General features: G+C 67.4%; 12 protein-coding genes. 4 read left to right on the top strand and 8 right to left on the bottom strand.

The genetic code is table 11. The features are described 5' to 3' along the window. From AAHM44_RS10605 to AAHM44_RS10580, 6 genes are all read right to left on the bottom strand, one after another. Positions 1-1,038 (bottom strand): cupin-like domain-containing protein, encoded by a 1,038-nt coding sequence (locus AAHM44_RS10605; RefSeq protein ID WP_342249947.1) that lies wholly within the window; start codon positions 1,036-1,038, stop codon positions 1-3. Further along, positions 1,035-1,772, bottom strand: a complete 738-nt coding sequence (locus AAHM44_RS10600; RefSeq protein WP_342249946.1) for a SapC family protein — start codon at positions 1,770-1,772, stop codon at positions 1,035-1,037. The genes AAHM44_RS10605 and AAHM44_RS10600 overlap by 4 nt, the downstream gene beginning before the upstream one ends. Positions 1,773-1,861: 89 nt before the next feature. Further along, on the bottom strand, positions 1,862-4,972 hold the full coding sequence (locus AAHM44_RS10595; RefSeq protein ID WP_342249945.1) for a TonB-dependent receptor: 3,111 nt from the start codon (positions 4,970-4,972) through the stop codon (positions 1,862-1,864). Positions 4,973-5,351: 379 nt separating this feature from the next. After that, positions 5,352-6,020: a nitroreductase gene (locus tag AAHM44_RS10590; RefSeq protein ID WP_342249944.1), complete on the bottom strand. Its 669-nt coding sequence runs from the start codon at positions 6,018-6,020 to the stop codon at positions 5,352-5,354. 106 nt (positions 6,021-6,126) lie between these two features. After that, on the bottom strand, positions 6,127-7,269 hold the full coding sequence (locus AAHM44_RS10585) for an acyl-CoA dehydrogenase family protein (RefSeq protein ID WP_269574198.1): 1,143 nt from the start codon (positions 7,267-7,269) through the stop codon (positions 6,127-6,129). A 150-nt stretch (positions 7,270-7,419) separates the two neighbouring features. Next, positions 7,420-9,507: a 3-hydroxyacyl-CoA dehydrogenase NAD-binding domain-containing protein gene (locus tag AAHM44_RS10580; RefSeq protein WP_342249943.1), complete on the bottom strand. Its 2,088-nt coding sequence runs from the start codon at positions 9,505-9,507 to the stop codon at positions 7,420-7,422. Positions 9,508-9,589: 82 nt separating this feature from the next. Here AAHM44_RS10580 and AAHM44_RS10575 point away from each other — a divergent pair, with 82 nt between their 5' ends. From AAHM44_RS10575 to AAHM44_RS10565, 3 genes are read left to right on the top strand one after another with little or no spacing between them, the layout of a single operon-like run. Continuing rightward, entirely contained in the window at positions 9,590-10,351 is a 762-nt protein-coding gene (locus AAHM44_RS10575; RefSeq protein WP_342249942.1) for an SDR family NAD(P)-dependent oxidoreductase, read from the top strand. A gap of 12 nt (positions 10,352-10,363) precedes the next feature. Continuing rightward, positions 10,364-11,353, top strand: a complete 990-nt coding sequence (locus tag AAHM44_RS10570; protein WP_342249941.1) for an NAD(P)H-dependent flavin oxidoreductase — start codon at positions 10,364-10,366, stop codon at positions 11,351-11,353. A gap of 12 nt (positions 11,354-11,365) precedes the next feature. Further along, entirely contained in the window at positions 11,366-12,568 is a 1,203-nt protein-coding gene (locus AAHM44_RS10565) for an acyl-CoA dehydrogenase family protein (protein WP_342249940.1), read from the top strand. A gap of 68 nt (positions 12,569-12,636) precedes the next feature. Here AAHM44_RS10565 and AAHM44_RS10560 read toward each other — a convergent pair whose 3' ends face one another. Together AAHM44_RS10560 and AAHM44_RS10555 are read right to left on the bottom strand one after the other, a co-directional pair. Continuing rightward, the gene (locus tag AAHM44_RS10560; protein ID WP_342249939.1) at positions 12,637-13,728 is read right to left on the bottom strand and encodes an acyl-CoA dehydrogenase family protein; all 1,092 of its coding nucleotides are present in this window, start codon (positions 13,726-13,728) and stop codon (positions 12,637-12,639) included. Between the two features lie 254 nt (positions 13,729-13,982). Then, entirely contained in the window at positions 13,983-14,726 is a 744-nt protein-coding gene (locus tag AAHM44_RS10555; RefSeq protein ID WP_342249938.1) for a helix-turn-helix transcriptional regulator, read from the bottom strand. A 118-nt stretch (positions 14,727-14,844) separates the two neighbouring features. On the opposite strand from AAHM44_RS10555, the gene AAHM44_RS10550 reads away from it, so the two are divergent. After that, a complete protein-coding gene (locus tag AAHM44_RS10550; RefSeq protein ID WP_342249937.1) occupies positions 14,845-15,423 on the top strand; it encodes a DUF3617 domain-containing protein in 579 nt (192 codons plus the stop codon). The last annotated feature ends 140 nt before the right edge of the window (positions 15,424-15,563 follow it).

The raw sequence follows: 15,563 nt of genomic DNA, 5'->3' as shown, positions 1-15,563 counted from the left end.
CTAGCGATTGAGCTTGTTGATCAATTGGGCGCGCAGCCGCCGCGCCGATGTCGCATCGATCGGCGCGAGCGGGCCCTGCGCATGCGCCGGCAGATGCGCCGCGGCCTGGCCAGCGGGCCCGAAGACATAATAGTCGAACATCGCCTTCCACGCGGCCTTCTCGGCATCCGGACGGTCGCGCAGGCTCAGCATGGCGTGGAGCAGCGTGGTCTGCGGCGTGTCGAGGAATGCCGGCGCCTCGTTCCACCAGTAATTGACCAGGATGTTGAAGCGCCCGAGCGCCTCGACATGATGCCACCATAGCGCCGGGTAGAAGAGCAGGTCGCCCGGCTCCAGCTCGGCCACCTGCGCACTGGCCATCGCGTCGCGGAAGCGCGGATGCGCGGCGAAGTCCGGATCGGCGAAGTCGACCATCGAGATCACCTGCCCGCCGGGCGTCGGCTCCAGCGGGCCGGGATAGAGATTGGCGATCTGCTCGGGCGGGAACAGGGTGAAGCGGCGCTTGCCCGCGGCGCAGATCGCCATGTTGTGCGACATGTCGTGATGCGCATGGGCGGTGGTCCGCGTGCCGATCCAGATGCTCGCGAGCACGCCATGCGCGAACATCGGATCGTCCAGCGGCAGGTCGTTCTCGGCGCGGAATCCGGGCAGGTACCGGTCGAGGTCGGTCGAGCCGATATAGAAGCTGGCGGGGGAGGGCGCGTCCAGTTGCGCGCGGATCCGCTCCAGGAAATCGGCCATGCCGATCCGGGCGCCCTCGAAATTGAAGCCGGTCAGCCCGGCATTGTAATGGAAGCGTCCGCCGATCTCGGGCGCGCCCGTGAAGCCCACCACCGGCTGGCCGGAATCGAAGTGCTCGACATAGGCGATCGCGGCTTCGTCGGACTTGCGTGCGGCGGCGACCAGGGGCCAGTCCCTCGCGATGCCGCGCAGGATGGTCGGCGCCTGCGCCGCCAGCAGTTCGGCATAGGGAATGGCGTCCAGCGCGATACCGGTCCGCTCGCGGACCCTCGGCGCGCTGGCGGCGAGGACGTTCACGCCCCGCCCAGTGCGTTCTTGCGCTCGATCAGGCTCGAAATGTTGCCGAGCGAGGCGGCGAGCAGGAAAGCCGCACCGAGATGCCCGGCGCGGTTGAGCTGGTCGAGCGCATCGGGGCCCAGCGCGGCGAGCTTCTCGGCGGAGAGGACTTCATGGTCCGAGATCACATAGCGCCGTTCCTCGTCGAGCATCAGCTCGAGCGCGACCGGCTGGATCAGTCCCAGCGCGTCGAAGGCGGCGTACATCGGCCCGGCATCGGCCATGCCGACATGGATCGCGCCGAGCACCCGGCCGAGATGGTCGAGCATGCGGCTCTGCCCGCCCTGGGGCAGGAACAGCGGCTCGCCGTCCGCGGCATTCACGCGCGGATCGTCCAGGTCGATCTGGATCACCGGCGCGCCGCCATCGGCGTTGAGCCCGATCAGGAAGGGGCCACGCTGCAGGATCAGCGGGATATGGCGGCTGGTCCAGCGCGCGCCGTCGAGGAACAGATTCTCGTCGCGGTCGAGCCCGAGCAGGGCGACGGCCTGCAGCCCTTCGGCGGGATCGCGCTGGAACAGGATCGGGAAGTCACGCTGCGCTTCGCCGAATTCGGTGGGGAAGACGAGCGCCCGGTTGACCGCCTCGCCATAAGCGGCGCCGTGGCGGAGCGCGACGCGGAGATCGGCATGGGCGACATTGTCGAGCGCGACCGGTCGGGACATCGGGAAATCCAGCTTGTTGGCGGCCAGCATGGCGCAAAGCGCAGCCGGTCTCAATCAGAGAGAAAGGGGCCGCCGCACATGGCGGCAGCCCCAGTTCCCCCTCTTAACGTCGTGTCCGATCAGAACTTGAAGCGGGCACCGAGCAGGAAGCGCCGGTCGAGTTCCTGCGCGAACCAGAGCTGCTTCTCGTTGCGGGCATAGGTCCGCACCGAGGTCTCGGTCAGGTTGATGCCCTCGAGCGTCAGCGCGATGTTCGGCGTGAACTCGTAGCTGATCGTGGCATCGAGCTGGCCGAACGGCGCGGTGAACTCGGGGTTGCGCGAGCCCTGGCGGTTGATCCCCGAGAGGAACTTGTCGCGCCAGTTATAGGCCACGCGGGCCGAGAGGCCGTGCTTTTCATAGATCAGCGTGCCGCTGAACGTATCCGACAGGCCGAGCAGCGCGAACTGATCCTGCGAGGGATCGGCCCCGATGTTGAAGCCCACGTCGCCGCGCACCAGCGTATAGGCTGCCGCGATGCCGAAGCCCGTCGAGCCGAGGAAATACTGGCCGGCGAGCTCGACGCCGTAGATCTCGGCGTCCTTGTTGTTGATCGGCTGCGTCACCTGGAACTGGTAGAGCGGATCGCTGGCGATGCCGTTCAGGTCATAGGTGTTGTTGATCGTCTTGACGAAATTGTCGTCGAGCGAGCGCGTCGCCGGGTTGTAGTTGGCGTTGAACTGCGCGGTCGCGGCCGCCACCGATCCCGTTGCCTGGATCAGCGCCGACATGACGAACAGGTTCACGTCGCTGACATCGGCGCCGAGACCGCCAAGCGCGGCCTTGGCCGAGCCCGAACGGCTGCCCGCCGCGCCCGAGCTCGGGTCGCGAAGCCCGAACAGCGAGGAGGTGAACTGGCCGTTGCCGATGAAGTTGCGCACGCGCTTGTCGAAGAACGCGACCGAGATGTAGCTGTCCGGCTTGAAATACCATTCCAGCGACGCGTCGAAGTTATCCGATTCCAGCGGACGCAGCCGGGCGTTGCCGACCGAGGCGGTGGCGATGCCGCCATTGTTGATCGGGCGCGGCGGGCCGCCCACCGTGGTCGCCGTGTAGAGGTTGTTGTAGTTCGGCCGGGCGATCGTCTTGCTGTACGACAGGCGGCCGATCAGGTTCTTGGCGAACTCGACCTGGAAGTCGACCTGCGGCAGCAGGTTGCTGTAGCTGCCGCCATCGGTGACGAACTGGGTCTGGTTCGAGATCGACACGGTGAAGTCGTTGTCCGACACCCAGGCGATGCCCGCCGGGATGGCTTCGAGCGACGTCGTGGTCGACTTGGTGTGCTCGTAGCGGACGCCCGCGACGAGGCGTGCCGGCGCACCGCCCAGCTCACCCTTCCAGGTCAGCTGGCCATAGGCCGCCCAGATCTCTTCCTTGACCCGGTTGTCCTGGCTGCTGGTGACGCCCACGGCCTTGCCCTGGCTCGCATAATAGGGCGACAGGATCGAGTAGATGTCCGAGGCCACGCCGCGGAAGGCCACCTGCGATTCCGGATCGCCGCCGGGGTTGAACTTGTGGAACTTGCACTCGAGGCAGAAAGCCTGGAGCGCGCCCGGCGCGCGCGCCTGCACGTCGCCCGGGTTGTTGATGCCCCAGTCGCCCAGCGTCTGCTGCGTGGCGCGGAAGGTCTGGTGCATGTCGGTGGTGCGATAGTTGCCGCCGAAGTCGAAGCGGCTCTCCTCGCCCAGGTCCCAGCCGAAGTCGGCGCGCAGTTCCTTCACCTTCTGCTGCTGCGTCGAGCGATAGGTGCGGCCGACCTGCGAGCCGACGTCATTCACGTCGAGCGGGCCCGCGGCACCGAAGGTGATGTCCTGGCGCGGAATGCCGCTCGAATAGTCGACCGAGTGCGACGCGACGACGTTGGCGCCCATGCCGACCAGCGTCGAGCTGACGCCGTTGGGATTGTCCGGCGTGCTCGACGAGGTCGAGATATGGCCGTCCAGCTTCAGCCCGAAATTGCTGGCGAACTGCCATTCGAGGTTGAGGCCGTAATCCTCCAGCTTGCCCTTCTGCGCGCGCGACTGGGCCTCGAAGCCTTCGTCCTTCTGGCCGTTGATCGTCTCGTGCAGATACTGCGCGGTGGCGACGGTGGTGTTGCCGTCGAAGGTCACCACGTCGAACGGGCGGCTGAACCAGTTGGAGAGGTCCGAACGCGTCTCCTTCTGCTTGTTCTGCGCATAGAGCGCGTCGGCGGTGATCGTCAGCGCGTCGGTCGGCCTGAACTGGACGACCGCCTGGCCGTTGATGCGCTCGCGCGTGCCCTCGGCATAGTGGTAGCGGCTGTCGTTCGGGATCGCGACCAGCTGGTTGGGGTTGGTCGGCGCGTTGTTGACCACGGTGCAGGTCGGCGTCGGCGTCGTAGTGCCGGCCGGGCAGGCGCCGCCCGAGCGGGCGAAGCCGCCGGTCAGGAAGGTGCTGTACGGAACGATGTTCCAGTCGTTCGAGGTCGCCGCGATCGAAGTGTAGTTGCGCTTCTGGTAGCTGCCGAACAGCATCACGCCGAAGCGCTGGTCCGGATCGCTCCAGCTGACCACGCCCGAGAACTCCGGAGTGACCTTCGAGCCGCAGTCGATGCAGTCGTTGACGCTGGTGTCATAGACCGCCTTGGCGCCGATGCTGCCGTTGAGGCCGCTCTTGTTGTCGTCGAGCGGCTTGCGCGAGACGACGTTGATCGTCGCGCCGATGCCGCCCGAGGGAACCGCCGCGCGGCCGGTCTTGTAGACCTCCAGCGTGCGCACGCCTTCGGTCGCCAGGTTCGAGAAGTCGAACGAGCGCGAGGTGCCCTGCGCGCCGTCGGCATTCTGGTCGCCGCCGACCACCGAGACCGCCGCCGTCGCCAGCTGGCGGCCGTTCAGCGTCACCATGTTGTAGGTCGGGCCGAAGCCGCGGACGGTGACCTGCGAGCCTTCGCCGTTGGTGCGGTTGATCGACACACCCGGGATGCGTTGCAGCGATTCCGCCAGGTTGGTGTCGGGGAACTTGCCGATGTCCTCGGCCGAGATCGCGTCGACGATGCCCGGCGCCTCGCGCTTGATCTGGATCGAGCGCTCGAGGCTGGCGCGGATGCCGGTGACGACGATCGCGCCGTCATCCTGGGCGTCCTGGCCGCCGGTGTCCGCGGTCTGCGCCGCGCTGACAGCGTTGTCGGCCTGCGCATGGGCGAAGCTGGGCATGGCAAGGCCGGCGGCCATGGCGAAGATGGATGCAGAACGCGCAAGTATAGGTGTGCGCTTGAAGCTAGTCATAACCCCTCCTCTAAGCGCCACTTTCCGGGCGCGACTTTTTATTTATTTCGGGCGAGCGAAGTGCCTCCCTGATGTTATCGCTATCATCGGTTTTCCGTCTGTCAATTGGACCATGTCGATTGGAAGCGGTTCCAAATTCGGATTGATGCAAACTGTTGCCCGGCTGCGACAGGATGCGGTGCAGCATCGCCCCGGAAGGGGTGTGGAATTGCAGGCGATGGCGGGTTTTTCGATCCGGATCGGTGCCGTCGGTCGATTCCGAGTCGGCATTCCTCTCTCTGTTCCCCGGCCTTCGCCGGGGAACTGCCCAATCAGCAGCCGCGCCTCAATCGTGAAAGCGCGCCCATTCATCGAGCGGCGCGCGTTCGACCGGAAACTGGTTGAGCGGCGAATCCGGATCGCGAAAGCCGATCGCCATGCCGGTGAACAACATCTGCTCTTCGGGCAGGCCCAGGAAATCGCGCACCGTCGCATGATACGCCGACCAGGCCTCCTGCGCGCAGCTGTCGACCCCGGCTTCGCGCAGGAGCAGCATCAGCGTCTGCAGGAACATCCCGCAATCGGACCATTGCGGCGGCCCGTGATCGCGGCGGAGGGTGCAGAACAACCCCACCGGCGCGCCGAAGAACTGCCAGTTGCCGGCGAACCAGCGCAGCCGCGCCGGCTTGTCCTCGCGCGGAATGCCCAGGCCCGCATACATCGCCTCGCCCACCTGGAAGCGGCGGCTGCGATAGGGTTCGCCGAGCGGGGAGGGGTAGACGGCATAGTCGGGCGGATCGCCGAACGGCGCCTCGGCCAGCCGTGCGCGCATGATCGCCTTGAGCCGGTCCATCGCGCCACCCGATACGACATGGACATGCCAGGGCTGGAGATTGCCACCCGAAGGCGCCCGCCCGGCGCGTTCGATCAGATCGCGCAGCAGGTCGAGATCGACCGGCTTGTCGAGAAACGCCCGCACCGAACGGCGGGTAGCGACGGCTTCGCTGACGTTCATGGTTGCCCTTTCGAACCTCCGTCACCCCGGCCTTGAGCCGGGGTCCCGCTTCTTCCCGCAACCACAAGGATAGCGGGACTCCGGCTCAGGCCCAGGGTGACGACGATCAAAGCGACCGCCCGATCACTTCCTTCATGATCTCGTTCGTCCCGCCATAGATCCGCGACACCCGGGCATCGCGCCAGAGCCGCGCGATCGGATACTCGTTCATATAGCCGGCACCGCCATGCAGCTGCAGCGCCGCGTCGCACACCTCGCCCTGCAGATCGGTGTGCCACAGCTTCGCCGCGGAAGCCTCCACCGCGGTCAGCTCGCCGGCGACGTGCCGCCGGATCGCCCAGTCGAGATGCGCCCAGCCGACCTGCAGCTTGCTCGCCAGGTCGGCCAGCACGAAGCGCGTGTTCTGGAAATCGAACACGGTCCTGCCGAACGCCTTGCGATCCTTGACGAAGGCCAGCGCCTCGTCGAACGCGCGCTGCGCCGCCGCCTGTGCGCCCACCGCGATCGACAGCCGCTCCTGGGGCAGCTGGTTCATAAGGTACGCGAAGCCGCGCCCTTCCTCGCCCAGGCAATTGGTGATCGGCACCCGGACATCGTTGAAGAACAGCTCGGACGTGTCGGCCGAATGCTGGCCGATCTTGTCGAGGTTGCGCCCGCGCGCAAACCCCTCGCGGCTGGCCTCGACCAGGATCAGCGAAATGCCCTTCGCTCCCGCCTCGGGATCGGTCTTGGCGACGACGATGATCAGGTCGGCGTTCTGGCCATTGGTGATATAGGTCTTGGAGCCGTTGACGACATAATGGTTGCCGTCCTTGCGCGCAGTGGTCTTAACGCCTTGCAGGTCCGATCCCGCGCCCGGCTCGGTCATCGCGATCGCGGTGACGACCTCGCCCGAGATCATCCCCGGCAGCCATTGCTGCTTCTGCTCCTCCGATCCGTAATGGAGAATATAGTCGGCAACGATATCCGATTGCAGCGTGATGCCCGCCGACGAGCCCGACCAGGCCAGTTCCTCGCCGATCACGGCGTTATAGCCGAAGTCGAGGCCCAGCCCGCCATATTCCACGGGCATGGTCGGGCAGAGCAGCCCGGCCTCGCCGCAATCGCGCCAGAACTGGCGATCGACGATGCCCTCCTCCTCCCAGCGCTCCAGGTTCGGCGTCAGCTTGGCGTCGAAGAACCTGCGCACCTGATCGCGAAACAGCGCCTGTTGCTCGTCATAGGCGGTGCGCCCGTTGGTGTTCAGCACATCCCGTCTCCCTTATGTTTTTGTCAGGCTGTTCAACCTTCAGTCAGCCCCTCTCGCAAGCGCTACGGGTTCCCTCGGCCATTGAATGACTGCGGTCATCCCCGAACATCCCGTCATCCCCGCCTTCGCGGGCATGACGACGAAATTACCCTAAGCCACCTCAGCCACACGCCCCACCGGCGCCACGCTGCGATATTGGTGGATCGGCTTGCCCTGCTCCGCAAGCGCGCGCAGCAGCGGGGAGGGGGTATGCCCCATTTCCTCCAGCGCATCGGCGATCTTGGCCAGCCCCACGCCGTCCGCCCAGAACAGCGGCCCGCCGGTGAACACCGGCCAGCCATAGCCGTAGACCAAAGCGACATCGACGTCGGAGGCGCGGATTGCCACGCCTTCCTCCAGGATCCTCGCGCCTTCATTGACCACCGGATAGAGCAGCCGCGCGACGATCTCCTCGTCGCTGAACCGGCGCTGCGCCACGCCGGTCTTCGCCGCGAAGTCGCGGATCACCTGCTCGGCGATCGGCGAGGGCGCGGCGCGGCGCTTCTCGTCGTAATCATAATAGCCGCCGCCTTTCTTCTGCCCCCAGCGGCCCATCTCGCACAGCACTTCCACGACGCTCGAAGAGCTGCTCGTCGCCGCATCCCAGCCGATCACGTCGAGCCCGACCAGGTCGAGCATCGCGAACGGCCCCATCGGGAAGCCATAGTCGAGCATCACCCGATCGATCTCCCAAGGGGCAGGTCCTTCGAGGATCAGCGCCTGGGCGGCGGCCATGCGCGGCGCCATTATCCGGTTGGCGATGAAGCCGTCGCACACCCGGCTCAACACCGCGACCTTGCCGATCCTGCGGCCGATCGCCATCGCGGCGGCGACCACCTGCGGATCGGTCTCGGCACCGCGCACCACCTCCAGTAGCTTCATCACGTTCGCCGGCGAGAAGAAGTGCATGCCGACCACGCTTTCGGGCCGCCCGGTCGCGGCGGCGATCGCATCGACATCGAGGAAGGAGGTGTTGGTTGCCAGGATCGCGCCCGGCTTCGCCACCTTGTCGAGCCGCGCGAAGATCTCCTGCTTGAGCGACAGCTTCTCGAACACCGCCTCGATCATCAGGTCGACTTCGCCCAGCGCTTCGAACTCCAGGCTGGGGGTGAGCAGGGCCATGCGCTGCTCGAGCTGCTCGGCGGTCATCCGTCCCTTGTCGACCGTGACCTGATAGTTGCGCCGGATCGTCGCCACGCCGCGATCGAGCGCGTCCTGCGCCTGCTCGACGATCGTCACCGGCAGCCCGACATTGAGGAAGTTCATCGCGATGCCGCCGCCCATCGTGCCCGCGCCGATCACGCCGGCGCGCTTGACCGGGATCTCGGGCAGGTCTGCGGCCAGGTCGGGCACCTTGGCGGTCTGGCGCTCGGCGAAGAAGAAGTATCGCTGCGCGGCGGATTCGCGGCTGCGGAACAGCTCCCAGAACAATTCCGCCTCGCGCTTCATGCCCGCATCGAAGGGCAGGGCGACCGCCGCCTCGACCGCCTTGATGATGTTCTCCGGTGCCTTGAAGCCCTTGAAGGCGCGGGCATGCTTCGCGCGGAAGGCATCGAACAGCGCGGGATCCTGCCCGGCGATCCTGTCGGTACGGTCGCGGATGCGAGTGCGCGGGGTGTCGAGCTTGCCCTTGAGGAACGCCACCGCATCGGCGTGCAGCGTCTCCTCGCCGGTGATCGTATCGACCAGCGCCATCGCCAGCGCATCCGTTGCGCGTACCGGCTTGCCGATCGCCATCATCTCCAGCGCCGCCTCGGCGCCCACCACGCGTGGCAGCCGCTGGGTGCCGCCGGCGCCGGGCAGCAGGCCGAGCGCGACTTCGGGCAGACCGAGCTTCGCGGAAGGGGTGGCGACCCGGTAGTCGCACACCAGGGCCGTCTCCAGCCCGCCGCCCAGCGCGGTGCCGTGGATCGCCGCGACCACCGGCTTGGGCGATCCCTCGATCAGTGCGAGCACGTCGTGCAGCGGTGCGCCTGTCGGCGCCTTGTCGAATTCGCTGATATCGGCACCCGCGATGAAGGTGCGCCCGGCGCAAATCAGCACGATGCCCTGCACCGCTTCATTCTCGATCGCGGCACGGAAGCCCTGGTCGAGTCCGTCGCGCACCGCAGCGGACAGCGCGTTCACGGGCGGGGAATCGAGCGTGAGCGTCGCGATACCGCCCGCCACATCGAGCTGGGCGACCGAATTTATCTGCATGACTAAATTTCCTCTCGCGCTTTGTTTCTTTCGCATTTATTCGGCTAATTAAATCGAGAAACAACTAGCGGAGTGGATGGGCGTGGGCAACGGGGAACGCGATCTTGCGGGGCGCGTGGCGCTGGTGACGGGCGCGTCCTCCGGGCTGGGCGCGCGGTTCGCCCGCCTCCTGGCATCGCGTGGTGCTCGGCTGGTGCTCGCTGCCCGCCGCGAATCGCTGCTCGCCGAATTGCGCGACTCGATTGTCGCCGGGGGCGGGGAGGCGATCGGCGTGGCGATGGACGTCACCGACGAAGCCTCGGTCCAGGCCGGTTATGACGCTGCCGAAGCCGCGTTCGGCACCGTCGATACGGTCATCGCCAATGCCGGCATGAACATGGAAGGCCCCGCGCTCGATCTCGACGTCGCGGCGTTCGACCAGGTACTGGCGGTCAATGTCCGCGGGGTGTTCCTCACCGTCCGCGAAGGCGCGCGCCGGATGATCGCGGCCAGGGCGGATGGGCGCGTGCTGATCGTATCGTCGATCACCGCGCAATCGGTCTCGCCCGGGCTCGCGACATACAGCGCCTCCAAGGCCGCGGTGCTCCAGCTCGGCCGGGTGCTGGCGCGCGACTGGGCGAACAAGGGCGTCAACCTCAACATCCTGTGCCCCGGCTATATCGAGACCGATCTCAACGCCGACTGGTTCGGCACCGAGGCTGGCCACAGGCAGATCGCCAAATGGCCCCGCCGCCGGCTGATGGACGGCGACGCGCTCGACGGAGCGGTCGCGTATCTCTGCGGCCCGGCGAGCCGCTTCGTCACCGGATCGGTGGTCACCGTCGATGACGGCCAGTCGCTCTAAGGAGGAGAATCCATGATCCGCACCCGTTTCACCGAGGCTTTCGGCGTCGAGCATCCGATCGTGCAGGGCGGGATGATGTGGGTCGGCACCGCCGATCTCGTCGCCCCTGTCGCCGAGGCCGGCGCGCTCGGCTTCCTCACCGCGCTCACCCAGCCGACGCCCGAGGCGCTCACCAAGGAGATCGCCCGCGTTCGCGAACGCACCGACAAGGTCTTCGGGGTGAATCTGACGATCCTCCCCTCGATCAACCCGCCGCCCTATGCCGAATATCGTCGCGCGATCATCGAGAGCGGCATCGGGATCGTCGAGACCGCCGGCTACAAGCCGCAGGAGCATGTCGAAGATTTCAAGGCCGCCGGCATCAAGGTCATCCACAAATGCACCGCCGTCCGTCACGCGCTCTCCGCCGAGCGGATGGGGGTCGACGCGATCTCGATCGACGGCTTCGAATGCGCCGGCCATCCGGGCGAGGACGACATCCCCGGCCTGATCCTGATCCCGGCCGCCGCCGACAGGGTGAAGGTCCCGATCCTCGCCAGCGGCGGCTTCGGCGACGGTCGCGGACTGGCGGCGGCGCTGGCGCTCGGCGCCGACGGCATCAACATGGGCACCCGCTTCTGCGCGACCCGCGAGGCGCCGATCCACGACAATTTCAAGGCGGCGATGGTCGCAAACGACGAACGCGCGACCGAGCTGATCTTCCGTTCCTACCGCAACAGCGCCCGCGTCGCCCGCAACCGCATCGCCGAGCAGGTCGTCGCGATCGAGCGCGAGGGCCGCCCGTTCGAGGATGTCGCCGCCCTGGTGAAGGGCGCCCGCGGCCGCGAGGGGCTGGTGTCCGGCGACATCGACCACGGCATCTGGACCGCCGGCATGGTCCAGGGCCTGATCCACGACGTTCCCACCGTCCGCGAACTGGTCGAGCGCATCGTCGAGGAGGCCGAGGCGATCATCGCCCGCCGCCTCGCCGCGATGCTCGCCCCCGAACCCGTTCCCGCCTGAAGGAGCCCACGCATGGACATGGACTGGACCCAGGCCGAGCTCGCCTTCCGCGACGAAGTGCGCGCCTTCCTCGCCGACAAGCTCACCCCCGAGATCCGCCGCGCCGGCACGCTCGCCACCAGCGTCTACCCGGATCACGAAGCCAGCATGGCCTGGCAGCGCATCCTCCACGCCCGCGGCTGGGCCGCGCCGCACTGGCCGGTCGAGCATGGCGGCTGCGACTGGAGCGTCGCCCAGCACTATATCTTCAACCGCGAGCGCATCGCGGCCGGCGCCCCTTCGCTCTCGCCGATGGGCATCCACATGGTCGCCCATGTCATCATCCGTTTCGGCACCCCCGAGCAGAAGGCCTGGTTCCTCCCCCGCATCCTCACCGGCGAGGTGTTCTTCTGCCAGGGCTATTCCGAGCCCGGCGCCGGCTCCGACCTCGCCTCGCTCCAGATGCGCGCCGAGCCGGACGGCGACGACTTCATCCTCGACGGCTCGAAGATCTGGACCACCCACGCCACCGAGGCGAACTGGATCTTCTGCCTCGTCCGCACGTCGAAACAGGGTCGCCCGCAACAGGGCATCACCTTCCTGCTCGTCCCGATGGACCTGCCCGGCATCGAGGTCCGCCCGATCCTGATGACCTCGGGCGAGCATGTGCAGAACCAGGTGTTCTTCGACGCTGTCCGCGCCCCGCGCGCCAATGTGCTCGGCGAAGTCGATGCCGGCTGGTCGGTCGCCAAATATCTGCTCGAATTCGAGCGCGGCGGCTCCTACGCCCCGGCGCTGCAGGTCCGCGTCAGCGAGATCGAGGCCGCGGCGGGCGACCGCCTGAACGCCCCCGTCCTCGCCACCCGCCTCGCCGAGCTGCGCATCCGCATTGATGTGCTCGAGATGATGGAGCTGCGCCTGCTCTCGGCCAGCGAAGGCGCCAGCGTCGGCGCGCTCGCCTCGATGATGAAGATCCTCGGCACCGAGCTGGCGCAGGACCTGGCCGCGCTCCACCTCGAGGCGGCGGGCGCCCAGGGCCTCGCCTATCAGCCGCATGTCGTGATGCCCGGCGGCGCGATCCCCGCCTACACCCCGCCGGCCGACGGCTACGCCACCGGCGCCCCCTGGCAGGCGCTCGCTCCGCTGCGCTACCTCAACGAGCGCGCGGGTTCGATCTATGCAGGTTCGAACGAGATCCAGCGCAACATCCTGGCCAAGGCGGTGCTGGGGTTGTGATGTCCAGGGCGAGCTGCTTGCCATAGCTGTTCCCCGGCCTTCGCCGGGGAACAGAATATTGCTACGACTTACGCGGCCGCCCGCATCAGCGCCGCATAGCGCGCCACCTGCGCATCGGTGCTGCCGAAGCTCTGCGCGATCACCGTCGCCCGCTTGAAATAATGGCCGACCGCCAGCTCGTCGGTCATGCCCATCGCGCCGTGGAGCTGCACCGCATTCTCGCCGATGAAGCGCGCCGCCTTGCCGATCGTCGCCTTGGCTGCCGCAACCGCGCGCGCCCGTGCCTCGGGCGGCGCGCCCAGGTTGAGCGTCGCGAGATGGCTCGCCGACACGGCCTGTTCCAGTGCCAGGAACATGTCGACCATCCGGTGCTGCAGCGCCTGGAAGCTCGCCAAAGGCTGGCCGAACTGCCGCCGCTGCCTGGCGAACTCCACCGTGTCGTCGAGCATGCGCCGCAGCACGCCCACCGCCTCCGCGCACAAGGCAGCCCGCGCCGCATCGAGCACCGCCTCGATCGCCGGACCCGCCGCACCTGGCGCGCCAAGCAGCGCATCCGCAGGAAGATGCGCGTCGATCGCGACATCCCCGGCTGGCCGGTCGTCGATCAGCTGATAGCCTTGGATGGCCACCCCCGGCGCCCCGGCCTCAAGCAGGAACAGCGAAGGCCCGTCTCCCGAAGTTCGCGCCGCCACGACCAGGTGGCTCGCGCCCGGCGCACCGACCACCACGGACAGTCGACCGCGCAGATGCCAGCCGCCCGGTGCCGGCTCGGCCGCGAGCATCGCGGGCTCCAGCGACGACGCGATCCGCACCGCACCACCGGCGATCTCCGCCAGCAAGTCCTCGGCCCGCGTCCCGCCGCCCGCCAGCAGCGCCGCGCCGATCACCACTGTCTCCAGGAACGGCTCCGCGACCAGTGCCTCGCCGAGCAGCTCGGAAACCAGCATCGTCTCGATCGGCCCGCCGCCCATGCCGCCGGTCGCCTCGGGCAGCAGCACGCCGAGGATGCCCAGTTCCGCCAGCGCTCGCCACAGCGCCGCATCCTGCCCACGCCCCACGCTCACCCGCGCCCGCCGCGTCTCGAAGTCATATTGCTCGCGCAGATAGCGCCGCAGCATGTCGCGCAGCATCGCCTGTTCTTCGGAAAGCTCGAAATTCACTACCGGTCCTCCACCGGTAAAGCCTTGGCGAAGCAGGCGGATGCGGCAACTGCGAGAAGTGCTAGGGCGGGGGAGCATGCAATATTCCCCTCCCTGCAAGGGAGGGGCTAGGGGTGGGTTAGAAAAGAGCGAGCTCGATGCCCGGTCTTTTCTTTTTTCCCACCGGCTGGCTGAGCTCCCCCGGCCTTCGCCGGGGTCGCAACCCACCCCCGACCCCTCCCTTTCAGGGAGGGGAGTAATGAAAGGGAAAAAACCTACCGCGCGCTCACAAATCCCAGCCCCGCCGCGATCTGGATCGCCTGCGCCCGTCCGGTGCTGCCCAGCTTGCCCCCCGCATTGCGCAGGTGGAACCGCACCGTCGAGGTCGACAGCGACAGGATGATGCCGATCTCGCCATCGGTCTTGCCTGCCGCTGCCCAGCGCAGGCACTGGACCTCGCGCCGGGTCAGCACCATCGGCCCCGATGCCGCGCGCAGCCGCGACGAGGCTTCGGCATGGCTCGCCACCAGCTTGAGCGCCAGCCCCTGCAGCCGCACCGCATGTTTCGCGAATTTCTGCTCGATCGCGTCGCCCTCGCGCCCGGCCCACACCACCGCGCCGACGATCGCGCGCGGCAGGTGCACCGGCGCGATGATCGCCGCCGCGATGCCCGTGGTCGCGGTCACCTGCCGGCAATCGATCGAATCGAGCAGCGCGCTGGTCCGCCAGGTGCCGAGCTTTCCCTCGGCATAGAAGCAGGGCTCGGCCATCACCCGCGCCACCTGCAGGAAGGGCGCGTGCAGCGCGAGCCGGCGATTGTGCCAATATTGGTCCGAGGGATCGAGCCACTGGAAATGCGTCTCGGCATAGGGCCGCCCGTCGGCGTCGCGCATCGGCTCGGGATCGGCGATGTCGCCCTGTGCCGCGACGAACGGCAGGCCGATCGCCAGCCCCGCTTCGCGCACTTCCTCGATCAGCAGCGTGGTTTCGGCCCACGCCTGGTCGCGTTCGATCGCCATGCCTCTCTCCCGAACCCTGTGACGGGTACCAGCTTGATCTGTTCTGCCGGCAGGCGATGGTCTGCATCAAACAAGCAGCCTCCGGAAGCCAGAAAACGGAGCGAAATGGGAGAGTTGGATGACGCGATTTCAGGTGGGATCGGCGATACCCTTCCTGTTGCTTGTGGCCGGCTGCGATTGGGGTTCGAGCGTCGATCTGCGCAATGAATCGGGCTCGGTCGTCGCCGCGCAGATCCGCAAGGTCGCGGGCGGCAGCGACTTCGCCCAGCCAGGCCGCTGGGAGACGAAAATCACCCTCAACCAGGTCGATGCCCCCGGCATGCCGGCGGGTTTCGTCGACAAGCTCAAGGCGCAGATGCGCCAGCCCCAGGTCGCCGCGAGCTGCCTGACGGCCGACGACGTGAAGAAGGGCGCCTTCTATGTCGGCGAGGAGAACCAGGCCTGCCGCTATGAACGCTTCGCGATGGGCAAGGGCCGGATCGACGGCATGCTGCGCTGCTCGGACCAGATGGGCACCCGCTCGATGGCGATGTCGGGCAGCTATGCCCGCGACAAGTACAAGCTGGTCGTCACCACCGACAGCCAGAGCGCCCAGCAGCCGGGCGCTGCGGGCAAGGTATCGGTGACGATGACGATGGACGCGAAGCGCTCGGGGCAGTGCCTGGGCACGGAAGGCAGGCCGCTGACGCGGCTATAGGGACGCCCGCCCAGTTCCACTAAACTGCTCCCCGGCGCACGCCGGGGCTCAGGGTTTCTCTGCCGTCCCGCTTGTGATCCTGGGCCCCCGGGGTTGCCCGGGGACAAAAATTGGGAACCCCCCCCCAAAAAAAATACCAG

The organism is Sphingomonas sp. OTU376, from assembly GCF_038440415.1.
Taxonomy (GTDB): Bacteria; Pseudomonadota; Alphaproteobacteria; order Sphingomonadales; family Sphingomonadaceae; genus Sphingomonas; species Sphingomonas kyeonggiensis_A.
Note: the sequence above shows the minus strand (reverse complement) of the source record. Positions and strands in the feature narration are given on the sequence as shown.

What these genes read in the sequence shown, in the direction of transcription:
- AAHM44_RS10600 (WP_342249946.1), bottom strand. Translation starts at nt 1,772, where the DNA reads ATGCTGGCCGCCAACAAGCTGGATTTCCCGATGTCCCGACCGGTCGCG.
- AAHM44_RS10595 (WP_342249945.1), bottom strand. Translation starts at nt 4,972, where the DNA reads ATGGCCGCCGGCCTTGCCATGCCCAGCTTCGCCCATGCGCAGGCCGAC.
- AAHM44_RS10590 (WP_342249944.1), bottom strand. Translation starts at nt 6,020, where the DNA reads ATGAACGTCAGCGAAGCCGTCGCTACCCGCCGTTCGGTGCGGGCGTTT.
- AAHM44_RS10580 (WP_342249943.1), bottom strand. Translation starts at nt 9,507, where the DNA reads ATGCAGATAAATTCGGTCGCCCAGCTCGATGTGGCGGGCGGTATCGCG.
- AAHM44_RS10570 (WP_342249941.1), top strand. Translation starts at nt 10,364, where the DNA reads ATGATCCGCACCCGTTTCACCGAGGCTTTCGGCGTCGAGCATCCGATC.
- AAHM44_RS10565 (WP_342249940.1), top strand. Translation starts at nt 11,366, where the DNA reads ATGGACATGGACTGGACCCAGGCCGAGCTCGCCTTCCGCGACGAAGTG.
- AAHM44_RS10555 (WP_342249938.1), bottom strand. Translation starts at nt 14,726, where the DNA reads ATGGCGATCGAACGCGACCAGGCGTGGGCCGAAACCACGCTGCTGATC.
- AAHM44_RS10550 (WP_342249937.1), top strand. Translation starts at nt 14,845, where the DNA reads ATGACGCGATTTCAGGTGGGATCGGCGATACCCTTCCTGTTGCTTGTG.